At 71.2% G+C, this 26,067-nt stretch carries 22 protein-coding genes; all 22 read left to right on the top strand.

The genetic code is table 11. The features are described 5' to 3' along the window. Window positions 1-136 precede the first annotated feature (136 nt). Window positions 137-1,135, top strand: coding sequence for an ABC transporter permease (locus tag BGM09_RS20140; protein ID WP_188283044.1), 999 nt, complete (start codon window positions 137-139; stop codon window positions 1,133-1,135). A 104-nt stretch (window positions 1,136-1,239) separates the two neighbouring features. Then, window positions 1,240-3,015 (top strand): ABC transporter substrate-binding protein, encoded by a 1,776-nt coding sequence (locus BGM09_RS20135; protein ID WP_188283043.1) that lies wholly within the window; start codon window positions 1,240-1,242, stop codon window positions 3,013-3,015. A gap of 95 nt (window positions 3,016-3,110) precedes the next feature. Beyond that, window positions 3,111-4,121: an ABC transporter permease gene (locus tag BGM09_RS20130; protein ID WP_188283042.1), complete on the top strand. Its 1,011-nt coding sequence runs from the start codon at window positions 3,111-3,113 to the stop codon at window positions 4,119-4,121. After that, window positions 4,118-5,197, top strand: coding sequence for an ABC transporter ATP-binding protein (locus BGM09_RS20125; RefSeq protein WP_188283041.1), 1,080 nt, complete (start codon window positions 4,118-4,120; stop codon window positions 5,195-5,197). Before BGM09_RS20130 ends, BGM09_RS20125 begins: the two co-directional genes overlap by 4 nt. A 245-nt stretch (window positions 5,198-5,442) precedes the next feature. Beyond that, the gene (locus BGM09_RS20120; RefSeq protein ID WP_188283085.1) at window positions 5,443-6,474 is read left to right on the top strand and encodes an ABC transporter ATP-binding protein; all 1,032 of its coding nucleotides are present in this window, start codon (window positions 5,443-5,445) and stop codon (window positions 6,472-6,474) included. Between the two features lie 79 nt (window positions 6,475-6,553). Further along, a complete protein-coding gene (locus BGM09_RS20115; protein WP_188283040.1) occupies window positions 6,554-7,213 on the top strand; it encodes a trimeric intracellular cation channel family protein in 660 nt (219 codons plus the stop codon). A gap of 130 nt (window positions 7,214-7,343) precedes the next feature. Continuing rightward, the gene (locus BGM09_RS20110; protein WP_188283039.1) at window positions 7,344-8,219 is read left to right on the top strand and encodes a thioesterase family protein; all 876 of its coding nucleotides are present in this window, start codon (window positions 7,344-7,346) and stop codon (window positions 8,217-8,219) included. Window positions 8,220-8,945: 726 nt separating this feature from the next. Beyond that, window positions 8,946-9,260, top strand: coding sequence for a hypothetical protein (locus BGM09_RS20105; protein ID WP_188283038.1), 315 nt, complete (start codon window positions 8,946-8,948; stop codon window positions 9,258-9,260). A gap of 177 nt (window positions 9,261-9,437) precedes the next feature. After that, window positions 9,438-10,604 carry a cysteine desulfurase family protein gene (locus BGM09_RS20100; protein ID WP_188283037.1) on the top strand — a complete coding sequence of 389 codons (1,167 nt, stop codon included), beginning with the start codon at window positions 9,438-9,440 and terminating at the stop codon, window positions 10,602-10,604. A 32-nt stretch (window positions 10,605-10,636) separates the two neighbouring features. After that, window positions 10,637-11,791 carry a tRNA 2-thiouridine(34) synthase MnmA gene (gene mnmA, locus BGM09_RS20095; protein ID WP_317452791.1) on the top strand — a complete coding sequence of 385 codons (1,155 nt, stop codon included), beginning with the start codon at window positions 10,637-10,639 and terminating at the stop codon, window positions 11,789-11,791. Further along, window positions 11,788-12,318 (top strand): TIGR00730 family Rossman fold protein, encoded by a 531-nt coding sequence (locus BGM09_RS20090; protein WP_188283036.1) that lies wholly within the window; start codon window positions 11,788-11,790, stop codon window positions 12,316-12,318. The genes mnmA and BGM09_RS20090 overlap by 4 nt, the downstream gene beginning before the upstream one ends. Further along, a complete protein-coding gene (locus BGM09_RS20085) occupies window positions 12,315-13,004 on the top strand; it encodes an SDR family oxidoreductase (protein WP_188283035.1) in 690 nt (229 codons plus the stop codon). The genes BGM09_RS20090 and BGM09_RS20085 overlap by 4 nt, the downstream gene beginning before the upstream one ends. A 900-nt stretch (window positions 13,005-13,904) precedes the next feature. After that, window positions 13,905-15,119 (top strand): hypothetical protein, encoded by a 1,215-nt coding sequence (locus BGM09_RS20080; protein ID WP_223187315.1) that lies wholly within the window; start codon window positions 13,905-13,907, stop codon window positions 15,117-15,119. Window positions 15,120-15,158: 39 nt separating this feature from the next. Then, complete coding sequence (locus BGM09_RS20075; RefSeq protein ID WP_317452790.1) at window positions 15,159-16,169, top strand: methionine synthase; 1,011 nt, start codon at window positions 15,159-15,161, stop codon at window positions 16,167-16,169. Further along, window positions 16,105-18,537, top strand: a complete 2,433-nt coding sequence (ligA, locus tag BGM09_RS20070) for an NAD-dependent DNA ligase LigA (protein WP_188283034.1) — start codon at window positions 16,105-16,107, stop codon at window positions 18,535-18,537. The genes BGM09_RS20075 and ligA overlap by 65 nt, the downstream gene beginning before the upstream one ends. Window positions 18,538-18,760: 223 nt before the next feature. Then, window positions 18,761-20,899, top strand: coding sequence for a putative bifunctional diguanylate cyclase/phosphodiesterase (locus BGM09_RS20065; protein WP_188283033.1), 2,139 nt, complete (start codon window positions 18,761-18,763; stop codon window positions 20,897-20,899). Between the two features lie 275 nt (window positions 20,900-21,174). Beyond that, complete coding sequence (gene gatC, locus BGM09_RS20060; RefSeq protein WP_188283032.1) at window positions 21,175-21,471, top strand: Asp-tRNA(Asn)/Glu-tRNA(Gln) amidotransferase subunit GatC; 297 nt, start codon at window positions 21,175-21,177, stop codon at window positions 21,469-21,471. A gap of 4 nt (window positions 21,472-21,475) precedes the next feature. Then, window positions 21,476-22,969, top strand: coding sequence for an Asp-tRNA(Asn)/Glu-tRNA(Gln) amidotransferase subunit GatA (gene gatA, locus BGM09_RS20055; RefSeq protein ID WP_188283031.1), 1,494 nt, complete (start codon window positions 21,476-21,478; stop codon window positions 22,967-22,969). Continuing rightward, window positions 22,966-23,190: a hypothetical protein gene (locus BGM09_RS20050; RefSeq protein WP_188283030.1), complete on the top strand. Its 225-nt coding sequence runs from the start codon at window positions 22,966-22,968 to the stop codon at window positions 23,188-23,190. The genes gatA and BGM09_RS20050 overlap by 4 nt, the downstream gene beginning before the upstream one ends. Window positions 23,191-23,222: 32 nt before the next feature. After that, a complete protein-coding gene (gene gatB / locus BGM09_RS20045; RefSeq protein ID WP_188283029.1) occupies window positions 23,223-24,731 on the top strand; it encodes an Asp-tRNA(Asn)/Glu-tRNA(Gln) amidotransferase subunit GatB in 1,509 nt (502 codons plus the stop codon). Window positions 24,732-24,937: 206 nt separating this feature from the next. Next, window positions 24,938-25,582: a hypothetical protein gene (locus tag BGM09_RS20040; RefSeq protein WP_188283028.1), complete on the top strand. Its 645-nt coding sequence runs from the start codon at window positions 24,938-24,940 to the stop codon at window positions 25,580-25,582. Between the two features lie 161 nt (window positions 25,583-25,743). After that, a partial coding sequence (locus tag BGM09_RS20035; protein WP_188283027.1) for a hypothetical protein occupies window positions 25,744-26,067 on the top strand: 324 nt, incomplete at its 3' end.

Genomic DNA, 26,067 nt, shown 5'->3' with positions numbered 1-26,067 from the left:
AACAGCACTTTCTGCAGAGCCAGTTCATGCATCACGCACGTCATGCAACTCGCACCAGCAGCACGACTGATGAGTAAAGCCGCTACAGCGGCGGGCGCGCGCCGGTTACCCGCCGGCGAGAGGGGTCAGTCACACCATGACCGCACCGATTGAGACCACCCACGGGCAGGCCGAGGCACAGCCGGAAGCCATTCTCAGCGGGGTCGAGCGGAGCCAGATCGAGGGCCGGTCCCTCGGTCAGATCGCCTGGATGCGCTTCAAGCGCGACAAGGTGGCGGTGGCCGGCGGTGTCGTCGTCATCCTGCTGGTGCTGCTCGCGATCCTGGCCAAGCCGATCGAGCACGTCTTCGGCCTCGACCCGACCGCCTTCCACCAGGACCTCGTGGACCCCGTCCGCGTCGCCCCCAAGGGCCCGTTCGGCGGCATGAGCTGGGCCCACCCGCTGGGCATCGACCCGCAGTTCGGCCGTGACCTGCTGGCCCGGATCATCGAGGGCTCGTGGGTCTCGATGCTGGTGGCGACCGGCGCGACGATCCTGTCCAACATCATCGGCACCGTCCTCGGCGTCATCGCCGGGTACTACGGCGGCTGGGTCGACAGCCTGATCAGCCGGCTGATGGACACCTTCCTCGCCTTCCCGCTGCTGCTCTTCGCGATCTCGATCTCCGCCTCGCTCCAGGACGGCGCCTTCGGGATGAACGGGCTGCCGCTGCGGATCAGCGTGCTGATCTTCGTGATCGGCTTCTTCAACTGGCCCTACATGGGACGCATCGTGCGCGGCCAGACGCTGAGCCTGCGCGAACGCGAGTTCGTCGAAGCCGCCCGCAGCATGGGCGCCCGCGGCCCCTTCATCCTCTTCAAGGAACTGCTGCCCAACCTGGTCGCGCCGATCCTCGTCTACTCGACGCTGCTGATCCCGACCAACATCCTCTTCGAGGCCGCCCTGAGCTTCCTCGGCGTCGGCATCGCACCACCCCAGGCGTCCTGGGGCGGCATGCTCAACGACGCCGTCGACCTCTTCTACGCCGACCCGCAGTACATGGTCGTCCCCGGCCTCGCGATCTTCATCACCGTACTGGCCTTCAACCTGCTGGGCGACGGACTGCGCGACGCCCTCGACCCGCGCAGCAAGTGAACGGCCGCAAGCACGCCACGCCGCACCGCCCGTACCGGGTACCAGCCCGCCCGTACCACCGCTGAAACCACGTATATCCATTCGATTTGGAGGCTTTCCTCGGCATGAACAGCAGAAAAGCGACAGCCGCGCTGGCGCTTGCCATGGCTCTGGCCCTGGGAGCATCCGCGTGCAGCAGTGACTCGAAGGACGACAAGGGCGGCAAGAACCCGAGCAGCGGCAGCGGCAAGTCCGCCTCCGGCTCCGACGCCGCGCTCACCTCGATCGTCAACAAGTCCGACAAGAAGGGGGGGACGGTCGTGATGGAGAACTCCGACGTGCCGGACTCCCTGGACATGGGCAACACGTACTACGGCTGGGTGCAGAACTTCTCCCGCCTCTACGCGCGTACCCTGCTCACCTTCAAGCCCGCCGCGGGCAAGGACGGCCTCACCGTCGTCCCCGACCTCGCCACCGGACTCGGCAAGGCCAGCGCGGACGCCAAGACCTGGACGTACACCATCCGGTCCGGGCTGAAGTACGAAGACGGCACGCCGATCACCACCAAGGACATCAAGTACGCGATCGAGCGCAGCAACTTCGCGCCCGAGGCGCTGTCCAACGGTCCGACGTACTTCAAGGCGTACCTGGCGGGCGGCGACAAGTACCAGGGTCCGTACAAGGACAAGAACCCCAACGGGCTCGCGTCCATCGAGACCCCGAACGACACCACGATCGTCTTCCACCTGGCCAAGCCCTTCGCGGACTTCGACTACCTGGCGACGTTCTCGCAGACGGCCCCCGTGCCGCAGGCGAAGGACGACGGCGCCGGTTACGTGAAGCACATCGTCTCGTCCGGCCCGTACAAGTTCTCCTCGTACACCGAGGGCGCGGGCGCCACGCTGGTCCGTAACCCGCAGTGGAGCCAGGCCACCGACCCGGTGCGCAACCCGCTGCCGGAGAAGTACACGATCAAGTTCAAGGTCGACGCGGTCACCATCGACAACAACCTGCTGGCGGGCAACACCACGGTGGACTCCGGCGGTACCGGTGTCACCCCGCAGACCCAGGGCAAGGTGCTCGGCCCCAAGTACAAGGGCAGCACCGACGACTCGTACGCCGGCGCCACCGCGTACATGGCGATCAACTCCAAGGTCGCGCCGTTCGACAACATCGAGTGCCGCAAGGCCGTCGAGTACGCGATCGACAAGGTGTCGGTGCAGACCGCGATCGGCGGCAGCGTGAAGGGCGACATCGCCACCACGCTGCTCCCGCCGACCGTCAACGGCTACGCGAAGTTCGACCAGTACCCGACCGAGGGCAACAAGGGCGACGCGGCCAAGGCCAAGCAGGCCCTGACCGCCTGCGGCAAGCCGGGCGGCTTCACCACCAACCTGACCGCCCGCTCGGACCGTCCGGCCGAGATGGCGCAGGCCACCGCGGTGCAGAACTCGCTCAAGCAGGTCGGCATCACCGCCAACATCAAGAGCTACCCGGCGGGCAAGTACTTCGCCAACTTCGCCGGTGTCCCGAGCTACGTGCACGAGCACCAGCTCGGCCTGATGATGATGGCGTGGGGCGCCGACTGGCCGACCGGCTACGGCTTCCTCGACCAGATCGTGGACGGCAGCGCCATCAAGCCGTCCGGCGGCAACAACCTGATGGAGCTGAACGACCCGGCCATCAACAAGGCGCTGTCGGACGCGATCGCCAACACCGACGCGGCCGCCCGTGAGAAGGCGTGGGGCGACATCGACAAGATGGTGCTCGACACCGCCACCGTCGTGCCGCTGATCTACCGCAAGAACCTGCTGTACCGCCCGGAGAGCGCCACGAACGTGACGATCACTCAGGCGTACCTGGGCATGTACGACTACCTGCTGCTCAGCTCCTCCAAGTAAGCGAGAGCACCGAACACCGGAAGGCAGGTGAAGGCATCGGTGTCCGCCGGGACCGGGGTTGACCCCCGGCCCGGCGGACCCGGCGCCGAACCGCTGTGACTGCGTACATCATTCGACGCGTGATCGCCGCGATAATCCTGGTGCTTGTCGTCAGCGCGGTCACTTTCGCGATCTTCTTCCTGGTCCCCAAGATCGGCGGCCAGAGCACGACCCAACTGGCCACCCAGTACGTGGGCAAGGACGCCAACCCCGAGTCGATCGCGGCGGTCAAGAAGAACCTCGGGCTGGACCTGCCGCTCTACCAGCAGTACTGGCACTTCATCAAGGCCATCGTCATGGGCGCGAACTACAAGTTCGGCCCGGACGCGGCGGTCTGCCACCGCCCCTGCTTCGGCTACTCCTTCAAGTCGCACGTCGAGGTGTGGCCGCAGATCAAGTCCCGTATCCCGGTGACCTTCTCGCTGGCGATCGGCGCGGCCGTGATCTGGGTGGTCTCCGGTGTCGTCATCGGCGTCATCTCCGCGCTCAAGCGCGGCACGATCTTCGACCGGGTCTCCATGGGCGTGGCTCTGGCCGGTGTCTCGCTTCCGATCTTCTTCACCGGCATGGTGCTGCTCGGCCTGTTCTCCTACAAGTGGACGATCTGGGACAACGTCGAATACGTCGGGTTCACCACCGATCCCGCGCAATGGGCGTGGAATCTGATCCTGCCGTGGATCGCGCTGGCCTTCCTCTACTCCGCGCTGTACGCCCGCCTCACCAGAGCCGGGATGCTGGAGACGATGGGCGAGGACTACATCCGTACCGCGCGGGCCAAGGGCCTGCCGGAGCGGACGGTCGTCGGCAAGCACGCGCTGCGCGCGGCCCTGACCCCGATCGTCACCATCTTCGGCATGGACTTCGGCCTGCTGATCGGCGGCGCGATCATCACCGAACGCGTCTTCTCCTTCCAGGGAGTCGGCGCCTACGCCGTGCAGGGCGTCAAGGACAACGACCTGCCGATCGTGCTCGGCGTGACGATGGTCGCGGCCACCTTCATCGTCTTCTGCAACCTTGTGGTGGACCTGCTGTACGCCGCTATCGACCCCCGCGTGAGGTACTCGTGAGCACCACGGACGGCAGCACCGCCCCCGAGAGCGACACCGCGGGTGCCGCTCCGGCGGGGGAGGCGTATCTGTCGGTACGCGACCTGCGGATCCACTTCGACACCGACGACGGCCTGGTGAAGTCGGTCGACGGCCTCAGCTTCGACCTCCAGCGCGGCCGTACCCTCGGCATCGTCGGCGAGTCCGGCTCGGGCAAGTCCGTGACGTCGCTGGGCATCATGGGTCTGCACCGCACCTCGCGGGCCCGGATATCCGGCGAAGTCTGGCTGGACGGCGAGGAGTTGGTCGCCGCGGACCCGGACCACGTACGGCGGCTGCGCGGGCGCAAGATGGCGATGATCTTCCAGGACCCGCTCTCCGCGATGCACCCCTACTACACGGTCGGCGCGCAGATCGTCGAGGCGTACCGGGTGCACCAGAAGGCGTCGCGGAGGGTCGCGGCCGAGCGGGCCGTGGAGATGCTGGACCGGGTCGGCATCCCGGAGCCCAGGAAGCGCTTCTCGGACTACCCGCACCAGTTCTCCGGCGGTATGCGGCAGCGCGCGATGATCGCCATGTCGCTGGTCAACAACCCCGAGCTGCTGATCGCCGACGAGCCGACGACCGCGCTCGACGTGACCGTGCAGGCGCAGATCCTGGACCTGATCCGGGACCTGCAAAAGGAGTTCGGCTCCGCGGTCATCATGATCACCCACGACCTCGGGGTGGTCGCCGAGGTCGCCGACGACCTGCTGGTGATGTACGCGGGCCGGGCCGTGGAGCGCGGCACCGCCGAGACGCTGTTCACGGCGCCCCGGCACCCGTACACCTGGGGCCTGTTGGGCTCCATGCCGCGCCTTGACCGGGAGCGCCTGGAACGGCTCAACCCGGTCAAGGGCACCCCGCCCAGCCTGATCAACGTGCCGTCCGGCTGCGCCTTCCACCCGCGCTGCCCGTACGCGGCACTGACCGGCGGCGCCGCGGAGACGGACGTGCCGGAACTGCGCGAGGTCGGTCCCGGCCACATGGCCGCCTGCCACCTCGGCGAGGCCGACCGCCTCCGGATCTGGACCGAAGAGATCGAACCGAAGCTGTGAAGGGTCAGGAAGAACCCGTGGCCGAGAACCCCTCGCCGGACGAGCCGCCGCAGGACGCGTCCGCGTCCTCGCCGGACGGCACACCGTCGGACAACGCCGTTTCGGACAACGCCGTTTCGGACGACGCCGTTTCGGACGACGCTGTTTCGGACAACGCCGTTTCGGACAACGCCGGGGCGGCCGGCGGTCCTTCGTCGGGCAGAGCCGCGTCGGACGGCAGGCCCTCGCTCGACAAGAGCGTCCCGCTGCCGCGGCAGCGGAGCGGCGAGCCGCTGCTCAAGGTGACCGGTCTGGTCAAGCACTTCCCGATCACCAAGGGGCTGCTGCGCCGCCAGGTCGGCGCCGTACAGGCCGTGGACGGCATCGACTTCGAGGTCGCGGCGGGCGAAACGCTCGGCGTGGTCGGCGAGTCGGGCTGCGGCAAGTCCACGATGGGACGGCTGATCACCCGGCTGCTCGAACCGACCGGCGGCACGATCGAGTTCCAGGGCCGGGACATCACGCACCTGAGCACCGGGGCGATGCGCCCGATGCGGCGCGACGTCCAGATGATCTTCCAGGACCCGTTCTCCTCGCTGAACCCGCGGCACACCATCGGCACGATCGTCGGCGCCCCGTACAAGCTCCAGAAGGTCGCGACCGAGCACGGTGTGAAGCGCGAAGTGCAGAATCTGCTGGAGCTGGTCGGGCTCAGCCCCGAGCACTACAACCGCTACCCGCACGAGTTCTCGGGCGGTCAGCGGCAGCGGATCGGCATCGCGCGGGCGCTCGCCCTCAAGCCGAAGCTGGTCGTCGCCGACGAGCCGGTCTCGGCACTGGACGTGTCCATCCAGGCCCAGGTGGTGAACCTGCTGGACGACCTCCAGTCGGAGCTGGGCCTGACGTATGTGATCATCGCCCACGACCTGTCGGTGATCCGCCATGTCTCGGACCGGATCGCGGTGATGTACCTCGGCAAGGTGGTGGAGATCGCGGACCGGGAGGCGCTGTACAGCGCGCCCTTCCACCCGTACACCACCGCCCTGATGTCGGCGGTACCGGTGCCCGACCCGAGGCGGCGCACGCAGCGCAAGCGCATCCTGCTCACCGGTGACGTGCCGTCGCCGATCTCGCCGCCGAGCGGCTGCCGCTTCCACACCCGGTGCTGGAAGGCGACGGAGGTGTGCAAGACGCAGGAGCCGCCGCTGGCGCCGCTGGCGACCGGCCACCAAGTGGCGTGCCACCACCCGGAGAACCAGCCGGAGAACCAGCCGGAGAGCGTGGCTGCCACGCCGTAGGCAGTCGCGACGGGGGCGGGCGCCGGGCTCGTACGGTGGGTTTCGCGGGTCCGGCGGCGGGCCGTAGTACAACATCGGCATGGCCACGGATCTGTTCACGCCCACCGTCCAGCACACGCTCGACGTCGTCGGGATCTTCGTCTTCGCGATCTCCGGCGCGCTGGCGGCGGTCCGCAGGAACTACGACGTGTTCGGCATGGCGGTGCTCGCCGAGGTCACGGCGCTCGGCGGCGGGGTCTTCCGCGACCTGGTCATCGGCGCGGTGCCGCCCGCCGCCTTCACCGACATCGGCTACTTCTCGACGCCGCTGGTCGCCACCGCGCTGGTCTTCTTCCTGCACCCCGAGGTCGAGCGGATCAACGCCACGATGAACGTCTTCGACGCGGCCGGGCTCGGGCTGTTCTGCGTGACCGGCACGATCAAGGCGCACACGTACGGGCTCGGGCTCACCCCGTCCGTCGCGCTCGGCCTCGCCACGGCGGCCGGCGGCGGCGTCCTGCGCGACCTGCTGGCGAACGAGGTGCCGTCGCTGCTGCGCTGGGACCGCGACCTGTACGCCGTCCCGGCCCTGGTCGGCGCGAGTACGGTCGCGCTGCTGATCCACTTCGACGTGCTGGGCGCTGTGACCGCGGGGCTCGCGGCGCTGGTCGCCTTCGTCCTGCGGCTGCTGGCGCTGCGGTTCCGCTGGCGGGCGCCGCGGGCGTGGCACCGCAGGAGCGCGGCGGCGGAAGGGGAGTAGCGGACTCCGTCCGGGCCGGGCCGTACGGGCCGGGCCGTACGGAGGAACGGCGGGGTCTCGCGGCCGGTCGCGGCGGCGGGAAACCGCCAGCGGTGGACACGAGGTCTCTACCGCTGGGTAACATCGGGGTATGGCACATGCGACAGCCCGCGCGACCCTCGGCGACAGCGAATTCGACCGCGACACGGCGGTGGCGGCCCGGCCGGGCGAGCCCGGCACGTACGACATCGACCTGTCACCGGGCTGGACCATCGCCGCGGCCGTCAACGGCGGCTATCTGCTCGCCGTCGTCGCCCGCGCCCTGCGCGACGCGCTGCCGCACGACGACCCTTTCACCATCACCGCCCACTACCTGACCGCCTCACGCCCCGGCCCCGCCGTGATCAGGACCGAGACGGTACGGGCGGGCCGGACCCTCTCCAGCGGGCAGGCGTCGCTCTGCCAGACCGACGAGCAGGGCCGTGAGGTCGAGCGGATGCGGGTCATCGCCGCGTACGGCGACCTGGGCGCGCTGCCCGACGACGTACGCACCACCGCGCCCGCGCCGTCGATGCCGGAGTACGCGGACTGCGTCGGCCCCGAGGACGCCCCCGAGGGCGGCGCGCCGCTGCCCGGCTCCAGCGCCCTCCTCGACCGCATCGCGCTCCGGCTCGATCCGGCCACCGCGGGCTGGGCCGTCGGCGCGCCCTCGGGACGGGGTGACATGCGCGGCTGGTTCGGCCTGGCCGACGGCCGGGACCACGACGCCCTCTCGCTCCTCCTGGCCGTGGACGCCCTGCCCCCCACCGCCTTCGACCTCGGCCTCCAGGGCTGGGTCCCCACCCTCGAACTCACCGTCCACCTCCGCGCCCGCCCCGCCCCCGGCCCCCTCCGTATCGCCCTCACCACCCGCAATCTCGCCGGCGGCCTCCTCGAAGAAGACGCCGAGGTCTGGGACACCGCCGACCGCCTCGTAGCCCAGTCCCGCCAACTCGCCCGCGCCCCCCGCGCCTCCGCCGCTCCCTGACGCCTCTTCTCCACGAAGCTCGCGGGAGCGTGAATTCACGGCGCCCATGAGACGTGCTTGGGTATCCCTTTACCTATTCCCCGCCATGTGGTGACCGTGTGAAGATCTGCTGGTTGCTTGATTGAGCAACTGTGCGGTCTCTGGGGAGGGTTCGTGAGGTCAGGGTGGGGGGACGCTCGGCGTTCGGGGTCGGGGTGGCGCTCGCCGCGCCTGGGCCCGAGCGGGAGGGGACCGTCGCGTCGCCGCCGTCGTACGGGGTGGCGGAGGCGCGGGATGTGCTGTCGGCGCGGTTGATGGCACGGTTGCGGCGAGGACGCCTCCGGGCCGCAGTCATCGTCGCTGCCGGGGCCGGAGCGGGTCTCTTCTGAGGAGCAACGGGGGGCATCGGCTGCTTGATCGCCGCGGCGGCAGTGGCGTCGGCCCGCCCCCGGTGCGGCAGCAGCGCTCGGGGGCGGGCTTCGCCGCCCATCCATCACACAGAGAACTCTCGAGCCCGAAGGACGGAACCTTATGCCGAAGTTGCGCCCAGGTGCGGTAATTTTTATCACGACAGCATGCGCCTTGAGTATCGTCGCAGTAGCGCTCCTGCTCGCGAGCTCACCGCTTGCCCGATATGCCGTCGCGCTCTCTTGCCTGGCATGGGGAACCGTCCTGGGTCATCAATTGACGGCGCGGGGGCGCGCACTACCTGGCGACTTCGGTGCATCATCGAGACCAATTTATCAAATGGAATTCTCCGCACTTCAAGGCAGTCAACCTGATATGCGCGCGAAGGGATTCAGGAATCTCGTTCCTGAGAGCCTGGTAGTGCAGAGTGTCGACGTGGGTAAGGTAATCTACCTCGTGGCTGGAAAAACGAAGAGCAATGCCGGTGAGACCTATCGAACGTGCGTTGGTCTGCTTCACGCGGCGGGCTCACCGGTATGCATACGTGTCGATGTTTCCGAGGTTCTTCTCTCCAGCGAAGGCTCACTGATCGAGAGAAGTCAATCCGGTGGAATAGTGAGTGAATTCTCAAAAGCCAGGGCTGTCGTCGCATAGAGCAGTTTCCTGCTCGCAGAGGCGCGGGTTCGTGTGAAGTCGTCTGGTCGCTTCGTCCGAAACGGGGTAGACCATGCGCGCGGGGTGACCGATTCGGGGTGGGGGCGAGAGGTGGGGAGGGGGCGGACGCGGGTGGGGGTCGGAAGGTTGCTCCGGCGAACGTAGAATCGGGGCACCATGGCCTACTTCGACCACGCCGCCACCACGCCCATGCTCCCGGAGGCGGTCCAGGCGATGACCGCCCACCTCACGGTGACCGGGAACGCGTCCGCACTGCACGCCGCCGGGCGGCAGGCCCGGCGAACCGTCGAGGAGTCACGGGAAGCGCTCGCCGCGGCACTCGGCGCGCGGCCCAGCGAGATCGTCTTCACCGGCGGCGGCACCGAGTCGGACAACCTGGCGGTGAAGGGCCTGTTCTGGGCGCGCAGGGACGCCGACCCGCGCAGGGTCCGCGTCCTGGCCAGCCCGGTCGAGCACCACGCGGTGCTGGACGCCGTCCACTGGCTCGCGGAGCACGAGGGCGCCGTCGTCGAGTGGCTGGATGTCGACGGCTACGGCCGCGTGCACCCCCGGACGCTGCGCGCCGCGATCGACCGCGACGCCGACGACGTGGCCCTGATCACCGTGATGTGGGCGAACAACGAGGTCGGTACGGTGCTGCCGGTCGCCGAGCTGGCCGAGGTGGCACGGGAGTTCGGCATTCCGATGCACTCCGACGCCGTGCAGGCGTTCGGCCAGGCCGAGGTGGACTTCACCGCGAGCGGCCTCGACGCGATGACGGTGACCGGCCACAAGATCGGCGGCCCGTACGGCGTCGGCGCGCTCGTACTGCGGCGCGAGGACACCCCCGTACCGCTGCTGCACGGCGGCGGCCAGGAGCGCAGCCGCTCCGGCACCCTCGACGTACCGGCCATCGCCGCCTTCGCGACCGCCGGCGCCCTCGCCGCCGAGCGCCGCACCGCCTTCGCCCGCGACATCGGCGCCCTGCGCGACACCCTCGTCCGCGACGTGCTCGCCACCGTGCCCGACGCCATCCTCAACGGCGACCCCGACCCCGCGGGCCGCCTCCCCGGCAACGCCCACTTCACCTTCCCCGGCTGCGAGGGCGACGCCCTCCTCCTGCTCCTCGACGCCCAGGGCATCGCCTGCTCCACCGGCTCCGCCTGCACCGCGGGCGTCGCCCAGCCCAGCCACGTCCTGCTCGCCATGCACCAGCCCCCCACCCACGCCCGCGCCACCCTCCGCTTCTCGCTGGGCCACACCACCACCCCCGCCGAGATCGCCACCCTCACCGCCGCCATCGGCCCCGCCGTCGACCGCGCCAGGGCCGCGGGCCAGACCTGAGGGCCGGGCCGGGAGGCCGTTACTCTGGGGGAGTGAATGACTTCCCTGACGCCGATCGCAAGAAGCTGCGTGTACTGGCCGCGATGAGCGGCGGTGTGGACTCCGCGGTGGCGGCGGCGCGCGCAGCCGAGGCGGGGCACGACGTGACCGGCGTGCACCTGGCGCTGTCGGCGAATCCGCAGAGCTTCAGGACGGGCGCGCGGGGCTGCTGCACGGTGGAGGACTCGCGGGACGCGCGACGGGCGGCCGACGTGATCGGCATCCCGTTCTACGTGTGGGACCTCGCCGAGCGCTTCCGGGAGGACGTGGTCGAGGACTTCGTCGCGGAGTACGCGGCGGGCCGGACGCCGAATCCCTGCCTGCGCTGCAACGAGAAGATCAAATTCGCCGCGCTGCTGGACAAGGCGCTGGCGCTGGGCTTCGACGCGGTCTGCACCGGGCACTACGCGACCGTCCTGGTCAAGGACGACGGCACGCGCGAGCTGCACCGGGCGAGCGACGCGGCCAAGGACCAGTCGTACGTGCTCGGCGTGCTGGACGAGCGGCAGCTCGCGCACGCGATGTTCCCGCTGGGGGACACCCTGACCACCAAGGGCGAGATCCGCGCGGAGGCCGAGCGGCGCGGGCTCGCGGTGGCGCGCAAGCCCGACAGCCACGACATCTGCTTCATCGCGGACGGCGACACCCAGGGCTTCCTGGCCAAGCGCCTCGGCACCGCGCAGGGCGCGATCGTGGACGAGGACGGCGCGCGGGTCGGCACGCACACGGGTGCGTACGGCTTCACCATCGGCCAGCGCAAGGGCCTGCGGATCGGCGTCCCCGCGGACGACGGCAAGCCGCGCTACGTCCTGGACATCTCGCCGGTCGACAACACGGTGACGGTCGGCCCCGTCGACGCTCTCGACGTGACCTCGCTCACCGCGATCAAGCCGCGCTGGTGCGGTACCCCGCCGACCGGCCCCGCCGCGTACACCGCGCAACTGCGGGCGCACGGCGAGGACGTACCGGTGACGGCGGAGCTGGTGGACGGCGAGCTGCGGGTCGGCTTCGGCGCGCCCGTGCGCGGCATCGCGCCAGGCCAGGCCGTGGTGCTGTACGACGGCACGCGCGTCGTCGGCTCGGCGACGATCGCCACGACGGACCGGACCGCGGGGGCGCGGGGGAGCGCCGATACCGTGACCGTATGAACATCTGTGTCTTCCTCTCCGCCGCCGATCTCGACGAGCGGTACACGGCCCCCGCCCGGGAATTCGCCGAGCTGATCGGCCGCGGCGGCCACACCCTGGTCTGGGGCGGCTCGGACGTCGGCCTGATGAAGGTCGTCGCGGACGGCGTCCAGGAGAGCGGCGGCCGGCTGGTCGGGGTGTCGGTGGAATTCCTCCGGTCCAAGGCGCGCGACACCGCGGACGAGATGGTGACCGCGGTGGACCTCGCCGAGCGCAAGGCGGAACTGCTGCGGCGCGCGGACGCGATCGTCATCATGGTCGGCGGCACCGGCACGCTGGACGAGGCCACCGAGATCCTGGAGCTGAAGAAGCACGGGCTGCACGCCAAGCCCGTGGTCCTGCTCAACAGCGCCGGTTTCTACGACGGCCTCAGGGAACAACTGCACCGGATGGACGCGGAGGGCTTCCTGCCGCTCCCGCTGGCCGATCTGGTGGCCTTCGCCGACACCGGCGAAGAGGCCATGACCTACCTGACGGAGAACGTGTGAGCATCCACCTGGTCACCGGAGCCGGCTCCGGCATCGGCGCCGCGGTCGCGCGCAGGCTGCTGGAGCGCGGCGACGAACTGTGGCTGCTGGCCAGGGACGCGGGCCGGGCCAAGGCGCTGGCCGCCGGCTTCCCCGGCGCGCGGACCCTGGTCGGCGACCTCGCCGAGCCGTCCCGGCTGTCCTGGGCGCTCGGCCACCAGGCACCGCCCGACCGGCTGGACTCGCTCCTGCACATCGCGGGCGTGGTCGAACTCGGCGACATCGGCGACCTCACCCCGAAGGTCTGGAACGAGACGCTCGCGGTCAACCTCGTCGGCCCCGCCGAGCTGACCCGGCTGTTCCTGCCCCAACTGCGGCTCTCCCGCGGCCATGTGGTCTTCGTCAACTCCGGCGCCGGTCTCGACGCGCACGCGCAGTGGGGCCCGTACGCGGCCAGCAAGCACGGCCTCAAGGCCCTCGCGGACGCCCTGCGCCGCGAGGAGCACCCGGGCGGCCTGCGCGTCACCTCCGTCTTCCCGGGCCGCACCGCCACGCCCATGCAGGCCAAGGTGCACCAGCAGGAGGGCAAGCGGTACGACGCCGAGCGCTGGATCGCGCCCGAGTCGGTGGCCACCACGGTCCTCACCGCGATCGACCTTCCGCAAGACGCGGAGATCACCGACCTGACGGTACGACCGGGCCGATAACGCCTGCGGCGCGGCTGACGACGAGGTGCCGCCTGCGGCGGGGCTGACGACGACGGCGAGGTGCCGCCTCCGGCGGGGCTGGTGGCAGCGGCGAGGTTGTGCCTGCGGGCGAGGTGCCGCCTGTGGCGGGGCTGGTGGCAGCGGCGAGTAGGGACCGGCGTCGGCCGACGGCCGAGGACTGCCGGCGGTGCCAGCGGGGTGCTGCCTCCGGCGGGGCTGACGACGGCGGGGTGCCGCCTCCGGCGGGGCTGGTGGCGACGGTGAGGTTGTGCCTGCGGGCGAGGTGCCGCCTGCGGCGGGGCTGGTGGCAGCGGCGAGTAGGGACCGGCGTCGGCCGACGGCCGAGGACTGCCGGCGGTGCCAGCGGGGTGCTGCCTCCGGCGGGGCTGACGACGACGAGGTGCCGCCTGCGGCGGGGCTGGTGGCAGCGGCGGGTAGGGACCGGCGGCGGGCGGCCGAGGACGGCTGGCGGTGCGAGCCGGGCTTCGGTGGCGGCGGGGCTGGTGGTGATGCCGAGGTTGCGCCTGCGGCGGGGCTGGCGGTGCCAGCGGGGTGCCGGTGACGGCGGGGCTGACGACGACGGTGGGGTGCCGTCTGCGCCGGGTGAGGACCGGCGGCGGGCGGCCGAGGACTGCTGGCGGTGCCAGCGCCAAGGTGCTGTTCGCCGCGCCGGAGGCGGCACTGCGGCCGGGTCCCGACCCGAGGGGCGGGAGCCCGTCATGACCCGGGCGGCCGGGTCCACCCCGCCGTTTCCGTCGAGCCCCCCGCAGGGGGCCGGTCGTCCAAGCGTGTACATATGCCGGGTGATTGCTCCGGCGCAGCCGATATCCGACTGCTTTCGTCACTTTCGCACCTTAGGGTCATCCGCGCCCCACCCCGATCCGAGGGAGCGGACCGACCATGGCCTCTGCCACCGCAGTACCCCGGCCGAGCAGCGCCGGGCGGGACGTACGGGCCCGCGCCGAGGCCGCCCTGCGGCTCGCCGCCCCCGCGCTGCTCGGCTACGGCGCCGCCCGCGCGCTCGGCATCGGCCTGCTCTGCTACTTCGCCGAGCGGCGCGGCCGTTCGCCCGGCGCGGTGCTGTACGGATCCTGGGACTCGCGCTGGTACCAGGACGTGGTCGAGCACGGCTACGACCGTACGGTCACCGGAGTGCCCAACGCCTGGCACGGCTGGAGCAACCTCGCCTTCTTCCCGCTGTACCCGGCGCTCTGCCGCGTCGCGGACGCGGTCCTGCCGGTCGGCGCCGCCAAGGCGTCCTGGCTGGTCTCGCTGACCGCCTCGATGGCCGCGGCCTGGCTGATCTTCCTGGTCGGCAACCGCCTCCACCGGCGGCGTACCGGCGTCATCCTCGCGGTGCTGTGGGGTTGCCTGCCGCACGCGCTGGTCGAGAGCATGGCGTACACCGAGTCGCTGTTCACCGCGCTCTGCGCCGCCGCCCTCTACGTCACGCTGGCCAGACGCTGGGTGTGGGCCGGGACGTTCGCCGCGCTGGCCGGACTCACCCGGCCCACCGGCGTCGCCATCGCCGCGGCCATCGGTCTCACCGCCGGGCTCGCCGCGGTCCGGGCACTGCGGCAGCCGCGCGCGGGGCCCTGGTGGGGGCCGGTCTGGCGGCCCGCGCTCGGCATGCTGCTCGCGCCCGCCGGATGGCTGGCCTTCGTCGTCTGGGTGGGCCTGCGCGTACACCGCGCCGACGGCTACTTCGCCGTCCAGGAAGCCTGGGGCAACCGTTTCAGCAAGGGCGGCTACCTGCTGCGGCGCTTCCGCTGGGTCTTCCTCGGCCCGCGCGGCAGCGACGTACCCGTCGCCTTCGTCGTCGTCACCCTCGTCGTCGTGGCCTGCTTCGCGCTCTTCGTCTTCTGCCTCGTCCAGCGCCAGCCGCTGCCACTGCTGCTCTTCAGCGGCGCGCTCCTCGCCGTCCTCACCCTCGGCGCGGGCGTCTACATCGCCCGCGCCCGCTTCCTGCTCCCCGCCTTCCCGCTGCTGATCCCCCTGGCCCGGGTGCTCGCCCGCACCCACCCGCGCACCATCGCCTGCACCCTCTCCTTCGCCGCCGTCGCCTCCGCGGTCTACGGAGTCCACCTGTCCCTGGTGTGGAACGGCCCGCCGTAGCGGTGAGCCGCGCCCACCGGGTGGCCTACGCTCAGCGACGTGAGTACCCAGACTGACTTCTCCCTGCCCGCGGGCACCGCGACCGGTGTCGGGTCCATGCCGGGCGGCGACGCCCGGGAGGCGGCGCGGGTGGCCGTGGAGGCCGTGGAGGGCATGGCCTTCCTGCCCGAGCTGCCCGGCCGGGGCCCCGGCGCCGACATGATCGGCCGGACCCTCGGCATGCTCGTGGACCTCTACGCCCGCGTGGAGCCCAGCGGCTGGCGCTTCGGCGACCGGCCGGGACGGGACTCGAAGCGCGCCACGTCCTGGCTCGGCGAAGACCTGGACGCGCTGGAGGAGTTCACCCAGGGCTACGAAGGGCCGCTCAAGATCCAGGCGGTCGGACCGTGGACGCTGTCCGCAGGGGTGGAGACCCGCAACGGCGAGGCCGCGCTGCGCGACCACGGGGCGGTACGCGACCTGGCGGGATCGCTCGCCGAGGGCCTGCGGCTGCACGTCGAGGAAGCGCGGCGCCGGGTCCCCGGCGCCCGGATCGTGCTCCAGCTCGACGAGCCGTCGCTCACCTCCGTACTGCACGGCGGGATCAGGACGGCCAGCGGCTACCAGACCTACCGCGCGGTGGACCGCGCCGTCGTCGAGTCGACGCTGCGCGACCTGATCGCGGCCGTCGGCGCACCGGCCGTCGTCCACTCCTGCGCCCCCGAGGTGCCCTTCGGGCTGCTGCGGCGCGCCGGGGTCGTCGGCATCTCCTTCGACTTCGAGCTGCTCACCGAGCGTGACTGGGACGACTTCGGAGAGGCCGCGGAAGGCGGCACCGCGCTCTTCGCCGGTGTCGTCCCCGGCAAGGATGCCCCATTGTCAGACCCTGGCGGTAGCGTCAGTGGTGTTCGGGCGCTGTGGCGCAGGCTGGGGCTGGCGCCGGGGGCATTGGGCTCCTCGGTCGCGGTCACCCCTTCCTGCGGTCTGGCGGGGGCCTCTCCGGCCTATGCCCGTGCCGCCCTGGCGCACTGCGCGAAGGCGGCGCGATCGCTCGTCGACAACCCTGAGTGAGGGAAGGGACAGTTTCGTGGCAGCCGTGGAGGACGACGCAAGCCGGGGCGAGGCGAGCGCGGCGGAGATCCCCGCCGAGGCACGCGAGGAGCACGCACGCCTCGCCGAGCAGATCGAGGAGCACCGCTTCCGCTACTACGTCAACGACGCGCCCGTCGTCAGCGACGCCGAATTCGACAAGCTGCTGCGCCGGCTCGAAGCGGTCGAGGAGGAGCACCCGGGACTGCGCACCCCCGACTCGCCGACCCAGAAGGTCGCGGGCGCGTACGAGACGGAGTTCACCTCCGTCCGGCACCGCGAGCGGATGCTGTCGCTTGACAACGCCTTCGCGCCGGACGAGCTGGCCACCTGGGCCGAGCGCGTCGCCGCGGAGCTGGGCCCGCCGGACAACACGCACAGCCCGTACCACTTCCTGTGCGAGCTGAAGGTCGACGGCCTCGCGGTCAATCTGACGTACGAACAGGGCCGCCTGACCCGCGCCGCCACGCGCGGCGACGGCAGGACCGGCGAGGACATCACGCCCAACGTACGGACGATCGCCGACATCCCCGACCGGCTAGCGGGCGACCGCGTGCCCGAACTGGTGGAGATCCGCGGCGAGGTGTACTTCCCCGGCGAGAAGTTCGAGGAGCTGAACGAACGGCTGGTCGAGGCGGGCGACAAGCCCTTCGCCAACCCGCGCAACGCGGCGGCCGGTTCACTGCGGCAGAAGGACCCGCGGATCACCGCGAGCCGCCCGCTGCGCATGGTGGTGCACGGCATCGGCGCCCGCCAGGGCTTCGACATCGACTGCCAGTCGCACGCGTACGAACTGCTGCGCGAGTGGGGTCTGCCGACCGCCCGCTACAACAAGGTGGTCGGCTCGCTCGCCGAGGTCTCCGACGTCATCGCCTACTACGGCGAGCACCGGCACGACGTCGAGCACGAGATCGACGGCGTCGTGGTCAAGGTGGACGAGATCCCCCTCCAGGGGCGGCTCGGCTCCACCTCGCGGGCGCCGCGCTGGGCGATCGCCTGGAAGTACCCGCCGGAGGAGGTCAACACCAAGCTGGTGGACATCCGCGTCGGCGTCGGCCGCACCGGGCGCGTGACGCCGTACGCGGTCGTCGAGCCGGTCACGGTGGCGGGCTCCGAGGTCGAGTTCGCGACGCTGCACAACCAGGACGTGGTGAAGAAGAAGGGCGTCCTGATCGGCGACACCGTCGTGCTGCGCAAGGCGGGCGACGTCATCCCGGAGATCCTCGGGCCGGTCGCGGACCTGCGGGACGGCAGCGAGCGGGAGTTCGTGATGCCCGCCGAGTGCCCGGACTGCGGCACCGCCCTCCAGCCGATGAAGGAAGGGGACATCGACCTGCGGTGCCCCAACGCCCGCTACTGCCCGGCCCAGTTGCGCGAGCGGATCTACTACCTCGCGGGCCGCAAGTGTCTCGACATCGAGAACTTCGGATACGTCGCCGCGACCGCCCTGACCCAGCCGCTGGAGCCTTCCGAGCCGCCACTGAAGGACGAGGGCGACCTGTTCGGCCTGGAGATCGAGGAGCTGCTGCCGATCCGCTCCTACGTCCTCGACCAGGACACCGGCCTGCCCAAGCGGGACGCGGACAGCGGCGACGAGAAGATCGTCACCTTCTTCGCCAACCAGAAGGGCGAGCCGAAGAAGAACGCGCTGGCGATGCTGGAACACATCGCCGCGGCCAGGGAGCGCCCGCTGGCCCGTATCCTCACCGGCCTGTCGATCCGTCATGTCGGCCCGGTGGCCGCCGAGGCGCTGGCCCGCGAATTCCGCGACCTGGACCGAATCAAGGACGCCGCCGAGGAGGAACTGGCCGCGGTCGACGGCGTCGGCCCGACCATCGCCGCCTCGGTGAAGCAGTGGTTCGCCGAGGACTGGCACCTGGAGATCATCGAGAAGTGGCGGGCCGCGGGCGTCAAGTTCACCGAGGAGGGCTCGGACGAGGGACCGCGTCCCCTGGAAGGACTCACCGTCGTCGTGACCGGAACACTGGCCGGACACACCCGAGACGGCGCCAAGGAGGCCCTGGTCAGCCGCGGTGCGAAGGTCACCGGCTCGGTCTCCAAGAAGACCGGTTTCGTCGTCGTCGGCGACAACCCCGGTTCCAAGTACGACAAGGCGCTCCAGGTGAAGGTGCCGGTGCTGGACGAGCCGGGCTTCGCCGTCCTGCTCGAACAGGGGGCCGAAGCGGCCAGAGCCGTCGCGGTGAATCCGCCGGAGGCGGCGGAAACGGCGGAAACCGAGGAAACGGAGGAAACCGAGGGAACGGGGGAAGGCGCCGCGGACAAGCCGGTGGCCGAAGACGCGGAAGCGGTGGACACCGACGGCACAGAAACGGCCGCCGAATCCGGCTGAATGGCCCTGGGATGTCACCCGTTCGGCCTATATCAGAATACGGCGACCGCCCAGGTCGCATTCCGGGAACCCCTGCTGATCGGTGCCCGAGGTGGCCCGTCGCGGCCTACTGTTGAGAAGCGCGCCCGCCGGGCATGAACCTTCCAGCGGCCTCAGCGGGTCCCACCGCGGGCACCGGCGCGGTTGGACCTGCTTGCCACACCAGGCTGCGAGAGGGACGGGCATGGAAACGACGGAGGGCGTCGTAGCGGCGCCGCTGCCCAGCAGCCAGGCCGCGACACCGCTCCCGTGCGCAACCCGGCCGTCGATCCGGATAGGGGTGCCGGCGGTCGCCGGTGCCGCGCTCGTCGCGGGCGTCGTCCGCATGGTCGTCAGCGGCCACGCGCTGTTCCCCGGCGGCACCATCGGCTGGGCCCTGGCCGTACTCACCGGCATCGTCGTCGGCCACCTGGTCGCGATGGGCCGCGACCGCTGGTGGGGCGGCACCGGTTCCGGCGCCGCCCTCACCCTCGCCATGCTGCTGCTCTACGGCTGGGTGCCCGCCGTCCTCGTCAGCCTCGCCGTGGTCGTCCTGGTCGGGGCCGCCCGCAGGCACCGCTGGCGGGAGGCCGCGCTGCACGGCGCCATCGACATCCTCGGCATCGGCGCGGGCGCGCTCGCCCTCTACTGCTTCGGCGACCACCCCTCCGTCGAGGGCCCCTGGCGGCCCGCCGCCTGGACGCTGTCCGCCGCCCCGGCCATCCTCGTCACCGCGTTGGCCTATCTGACCGCGACCCGGCTGCTGCTGTGGCTCGCGTTCGCCCCGCGCGGCAGCGGCCTGCCCACCGCCGCGCGCACCGCGCTGATCCGGCAGGGCATGGTCGGCGTCGCCCTGCTCGGCATCTCCCCGCTGATCCTGGTCGTCGCCTGCGACATGCCCGTCCTGCTGCCGCTGTTCTCCGTCCCGCTGATCGCGCTTGACTCCACCTTGTGGATCGCGCACGCCCGCGCCGAGGAACAGCTCCGCGACCCGCTCACCGGCCTGCCGAACCGTCAATGGCTCCTGGAACGCGTCCGGTCGGCGCTCGACATCGCCCAGGACCGCGGCGAGCGCAGCGCCCTGATCCTCATCGACCTCGACAAATTCCGCTCGGTCAACGACACGCTCGGACACCTCGCGGGCGACCGGCTGCTCCTCCAGGTCGCCGACCGGCTGCGGCTCGCGCTGCCGCGCGGCGCCGAGGCCGCCCGGCTCGGCGGCGACGAATTCGCCGTCCTGCTGCCCGTCTGCGACTCACCGACCCGCGCCCAGCGCGTCGCCCGCGCGCTGGCCCTGGCACTCGGCTCCCCGATCAGCCTGGACGGCCTGACCCTGGTGCTGGAGGCCAGCGCCGGGGTCGCCGTCTTCCCCGACCACGCGGTGGACGCCGAAGGGCTGCTGCGCCGCGCCGACGTGGCGATGTACCAGGCCAAGCTGGACCGCAGCGGCGTCGAGGTCTACGAGGCCAAGCGCGACGGCAACACCCCCGACCGGCTGGGCCTGCTCGGCGACCTGCGCCGCGCCCTCGACGCCGGGGACGTCCAGCTCCACTACCAGCCCAAGGTCCGCTTCGACGGCCAGGTCGCCGGACTCGAGGCGCTGGTGCGGTGGGAGCACCCGGAGCGCGGCCGGGTGAACCCCGAAGAGTTCATCACGATGGCCGAGACGTCCGGGCTCATGCCGCAGCTCACCGAGTACGTCCTCGACACCGCCCTCGCGCAGGTCGCCCGCTGGCGCCGGATGGGCCTCGAAGTCCCCGTCGCCGTCAACGTCTCGCCCCGCGACGTCCACAGCCCCGGTTTCGCGGGTGCCGTCGCCGCCCGCCTCGCCCGGCACCAGGTCCCGCCGGGCTCGCTCCAGTTGGAGATCACCGAGCACGTCCTGCTCGAAGACCCGCAGCGCGCCGCCGACACCCTCAACGGGCTCACCGGACACGGAGTCAAGATGTCCCTCGACGACTTCGGCACCGGCTACTCCTCCCTGGTCCACCTGCGACGGCTCCCCGTCAGCGAACTCAAGATCGACCGCTCCTTCGTCGCCCGCCTCGTCATCGACAACGAGGACGCCGAGATCGTGCGCTGCACCATCGACCTCGCCCACTCCCTCGGCCTCCTCGTCGTCGCCGAGGGCGTCGAGGACGACGAGACCTGGGAACGCCTGCGGGATCTGCGGTGCGACGCCGTACAGGGGTGGCTCGTCGCCGCCGCCATGCCTCCTGACGAAGCCACGGCGTGGCTGCGCGCCCGCGGTGAGCGGGGGTGGCAGCGGCCCATCGCTGCGCTGGCAGCGACGCCCGAACCCGAGCCCGAGCACTCGGCTCTCCCGGACATCCGCCGGCCCTGACGCGCGTCCACCGTGCGCAGGTGGGTGCGCCCCGTCAGGGGCGCGGGGAACTGCGCGGGCAACCCACCACCGGCCGGTGGTCCGGGGACAACCGAATTGCCCCGCTGGGGCGGGTGGTGAGGCGCGCCACCGCCGTGGCTGAGCGCGCAGTTCCCCGCGCCCCTAAAAAGATCGGGTTGCCGCCCGCGGCAGGGAAATGGGGTCCGGGGGCGTGCCCCCGGGCCCGTAGGATGAGGGGTCCACCGACATCTCACCCCGCAGAGGATCGCAATCGCATGCCTGGCATCACGCGCGAGGAGGTCGCCCACCTCGGCAAGCTGGCACGGCTGGAACTGTCCGCCGAGGAGCTGGACCACTTCGCCGGACAGCTCGACGACATCATCGGCGCGGTAGCCCGCGTGTCCGAGGTGGCCGGCGAGGACGTACCGCCGACCTCGCACCCGCTGCCCCTGACCAACGTCATGCGCCCGGACGACGTCCGGCCGTCGCTGACCTCGGAGCAGGCCCTGTCGGGCGCCCCTGCGCAGGAGCAGCAGCGCTTCAAGGTGCCGCAGATCCTGGGGGAGGACTAAGACCATGACGGACATCATCAGGCTGACCGCCGCTCAGACGGCGGAGAAGATCGCGTCCGGCGAACTGACCGCGGTCGAGGTCACCGAGGCGCACCTGGCCAGGATCGAGGCCGTCGACGAGAAGGTGCACGCCTTCCTGCACGTCGACCGCGAGGGCGCGCTCAAGCAGGCCCGCGCCGTGGACGCCAAGCGCGCCGCGGGCGAGCCGCTGGGCCCGTTGGCGGGTGTGCCGCTGGCGATGAAGGACATCTTCACCACCGAGGGTGTGCCCACCACCGTGGGCTCGAAGATCCTCGAAGGGTGGATCCCGCCGTACGACGCGACCGTCACCAAGCGGCTCAAGGCCGCCGACGTGGTGATCCTCGGCAAGACGAACATGGACGAGTTCGCGATGGGCTCCTCGACGGAGAACAGCGCGTACGGCCCGACCGGCAACCCGTGGGACCTGACCCGTATCCCCGGCGGCTCTGGCGGCGGCAGCGCCGCGGCGCTGGCCTCGTACCAGGCGCCGCTGGCCATCGGCACCGACACCGGCGGCTCGATCAGGCAGCCCGCCGCGGTGACCGCGACGGTCGGCGTGAAGCCCACCTACGGCGGCGTCTCGCGGTACGGCATGGTCGCCTTCTCGTCCTCGCTCGACCAGGGCGGCCCCTGCGCCCGTACGGTGCTGGACGCCGCGCTGCTGCACGAGGTGATGGCCGGGCACGACCCGCTCGACTCCACGTCCGTCGACGCGCCGGTGCCGCCGGTCGTCGAGGCCGCGCGCAACGGCAGCGTGGCGGGCCTGCGGGTGGGCGTCGTCCAGGAGTTCGGCGGCGAGGGCTACCAGGCCGGTGTCGTCCAGCGGTTCAACGAGTCGGTGGAGCTGCTGCGCGACCTGGGCGCCGAGATCGTGGAGATCTCCTGCCCGTCGTTCACGTACGCGCTCGCCGCGTACTACCTGATCGCGCCGTCGGAGTGCTCCAGCAACCTGGCCCGCTTCGACGCCATGCGCTACGGCCTGCGGGTCGGCGACGACGGCACGAAGTCGGCCGAGGAGGTCACCGCGCTGACCCGTGACGCGGGCTTCGGCCCCGAGGTCAAGCGCCGCATCATGCTCGGCACGTACGCGCTCAGCTCCGGCTACTACGACGCGTACTACGGCTCGGCGCAGAAGGTCCGCACGCTGATCACGCGGGACTTCGAGAAGGCGTTCGAGAGCGTCGACGTGATCGTCTCGCCGACCACCCCGACCACCGCCTTCCCGATCGGCGAGCGCGCCGACGACCCGATGGCGATGTACCTGGCGGACCTGTGCACCATCCCCGCCAACCTCGCGGGCAACGCGGCGATGTCGCTGCCCTGCGGTCTGGCCCCCGAGGACGGGCTGCCGGTGGGACTCCAGATCATCGCACCCGCACTCAAGGACGACCGGCTCTACCGGGTCGGCGCCGCCGTCGAGGCCGCCTTCGTGAAGAAGTGGGGCCACCCCTTGCTAGAGGAGGCACCCCAGCTATGAGCACCGTGAAGAAGAAGGGCCGGGCCGGTACGTACCTGGCCATCGGCAGCACGCTTTTCGCCGCCTTCAGCAACGTCAAGAAGGTGCGCAACGCGCGTGGCGAGCAGGACACCCTCCAGTTGGTCGACGGCCTGATCCGGGTGGCCGCGGTGGCCACCGGCGTGGCCCTGCTCATCCGCGAGCTGCGCGAGGCGCACGACGACGACATCCTGACCGGCTGAGAGCCTGACGGACCGAGAATGCAGAGGGAACTGTGACCGTCACGGAGCTGCTGTCCTACGAGGACGCGCTGGAGTCCTACGACCCGGTGATGGGCCTTGAGGTCCATGTCGAGCTGGGCACCAGGACCAAGATGTTCTGCGGCTGCTCGACCGAACTGGGCGCCGACCCCAACTCGCAGACCTGCCCGACCTGTCTTGGCCTGCCCGGCGCGCTGCCGGTGGTCAACGCGATCGGCGTGGAGTCCGCGATCAAGATCGGCCTCGCGCTCAACTGCGACATCGCGCAGTGGTGCCGCTTCGCCCGGAAGAACTACTTCTACCCGGACATGCCGAAGAACTTCCAGACCTCCCAGTACGACGAGCCGATCGCGTACAACGGCTATCTGGACGTCCAGTTGGAGGACGGCGAGGTCTTCCGGGTGCAGATCGAACGCGCCCACATGGAGGAGGACACCGGCAAGTCGCTGCACGTCGGCGGCGCCACCGGCCGTATCCACGGCGCCTCGCACTCGCTGCTCGACTACAACCGCGCGGGCATCCCGCTGATCGAGATCGTCACCAAGCCGATCGAGGGAGCGGGCGCGCGCGCCCCTGAGGTCGCCAAGGCGTACGTCGCCGAGCTGCGCGAGCTGATCAAGGCGCTGGGCGTGTCCGAGGCCCGGATGGAACAGGGCCAGATGCGCTGCGACGTCAACTTGTCGCTGCGCCCGCACGGGCGGGAGAAGTTCGGCACCCGCAGCGAGACCAAGAACGTCAACTCGCTGCGCAGTGTGGAGCGGGCGGCCCGTTTCGAGATCCAGCGGCACGCGGCGGTGCTGTCCTCCGGCGGCACGATCCTCCAGGAGACCCGGCACTTCCACGAGGAGGACGGGTCGACGACCTCCGGCCGGATCAAGGAGGAGGCCGAGGACTACCGGTACTTCCCCGAGCCCGACCTGGTGCCGGTCGCCCCGGCCCGCGACTGGGTCGAGGAGCTGCGCGCCGGGCTGCCCGAGCTGCCGCGGCTGCGCCGCAAGCGGCTCCAGGAGAGCTGGGGCATCGCCGACCACGAGATGCAGTCGGTGCTCAACGCGGGCGCGCTCGACCTGATCCTCGCCACCATCGACGAGGGCGCGGACGCGGCGGCGGCCCGTAAGTGGTGGATGGGCGAGCTGGCCCGGCACGCCAACGAGTCCGGCGCCGAGCTGGCCGATGTGCCGATCACCCCGGCGCAGGTGGCCAGGGTCGCGGCGCTGGTCTCGGCCGGCGACCTCAACGACAAGCTGGCCCGCCAGGTCATCGAGGGCGTCCTCGCGGGCGAGGGCGACCCCGACCAGGTGGTCGACAAGCGCGGTCTGAAGGTCGTGTCCGACGACGGCGCCCTGGGCGCGGCCGTGGACGAGGCCATCGCGTCCAACGCGGCGATCGCGGACAAGATCCGTGGCGGCAACCTGGCCGCGGCGGGCGCGCTGATCGGCGCCGTCATGAAACTCACGCGCGGGCAGGCGGACGCGAAGCGGGTCCGTGAGCTGGTGCTGGAGAAGCTGGGCGTGCAGGGCTGAGGCCAGGCCGCCCGCGGTGTGCCCGACGGTTCCACGAGGGCGGTTCCCTTTGGCGGGGGCCGCCCTCGGCCGTGGGCGGTTCTCTTCGCCGGGGGCGTCCTCGGCCGTGCCCGGCCGGGATGCGGACAGCGGATCTCACAGGTTGAGGCGGGCACTCTCAGACGACTCTCAGGCCGCTCTCAGAAAGCATCCCTACGGTGCGGACCATGGAGACCACCAAGCCCCCCACAGTGACCGACGCCGAGAACGAGAGCGAGACCGAGAGCGGGACCGAGAGCGGGACCGCACCCGCCGAGGAGAAGCCCGGCACCGCCGCCGCCGAGACCGCGGCCGACCTCGAAGTCGTGGACGAGACCGACTACGAGGTGATCGGCGACGGAGCCGACGCCGATGACGACGTCGATGACGCCGAGGACGACGACGCCCTCGCCGTGGAGCCCGCGCCGCCGTCCGCCGCCTCCGCCATCGTGACCGGCGCCGCCGCCGTCGCGGGCGCCGCGCTCGCGCTGTCCTCCCTCACCGGCACCTGGCTCAGCAACGTGGTCTCCCAGCGGCAGGGCCTGATCGGCCAGATCAAGACGTCCAGCGGCACCGCCAAGCAGCAGATCGCCGCCGGATACGGCACGCCCTGGCACGCGATCGCCCTGGTCAACGGCATCTTCGCGGTCGTCGCGCTGATCGTCTGCGGTGGGGTGCTGCTGCACCCGGCCTCCCGGGCCCGCGCCGCCCGCGGCCACTGGAGCCAGGCGCTGGCCTGGGGCGGTGCCGTCCTGGCCTTCATCGGCCTGCTCATCGCGGGCGCCATGTGGTTCGACGTATTCGCCGACCTCCCTACGGTCCCCGCGTCCTGATCCCCGCGCGGTGAGCGTCTAAGGCATCCGTACCCCGTCCGAGGCGGCCGTCTAAGGCCCCCTGAGGCCGAGAGTTGCGGCAACTGCCCGATGTGGCGGGACCCCCTTGGAGACGAAGCTTGTGGCATCGGAACAAGCACATCATCCAAGGGGAGAGACCGATGTTCGCTTACGAACTCCAGCAGGCCCGCCGTGACGACCTCCAGCACCGTGCCGACGCCTGGCGGCTGGCCCGGGACGCCAAGGCCGCCCGCGACGCCGCCCGCGGGAACCGCAGGACCACCAGGACCGCCGCCCGCACCGCCGCCCGTACCGACAGTGCGGCGGACCCGGCCGCGGAGGCCCCCGCCTCCCCGCGCCCGTCCGTCGCGAATCTGGGCCGGATCACCTTCAGCCACATTGACACGCCCACCGCGACGGACAAGACCGCGCTGCGCAAGGCGGTCGACCGGTACGCGGGACTGTCCGGCGACGCGGCGCGGTAC

The organism is Streptomyces sp. CBMA29 (assembly GCF_014596445.1).
Classification (GTDB): Bacteria; Actinomycetota; Actinomycetes; order Streptomycetales; family Streptomycetaceae; genus Actinacidiphila.
Note: the sequence above shows the minus strand (reverse complement) of the source record. Positions and strands in the feature narration are given on the sequence as shown.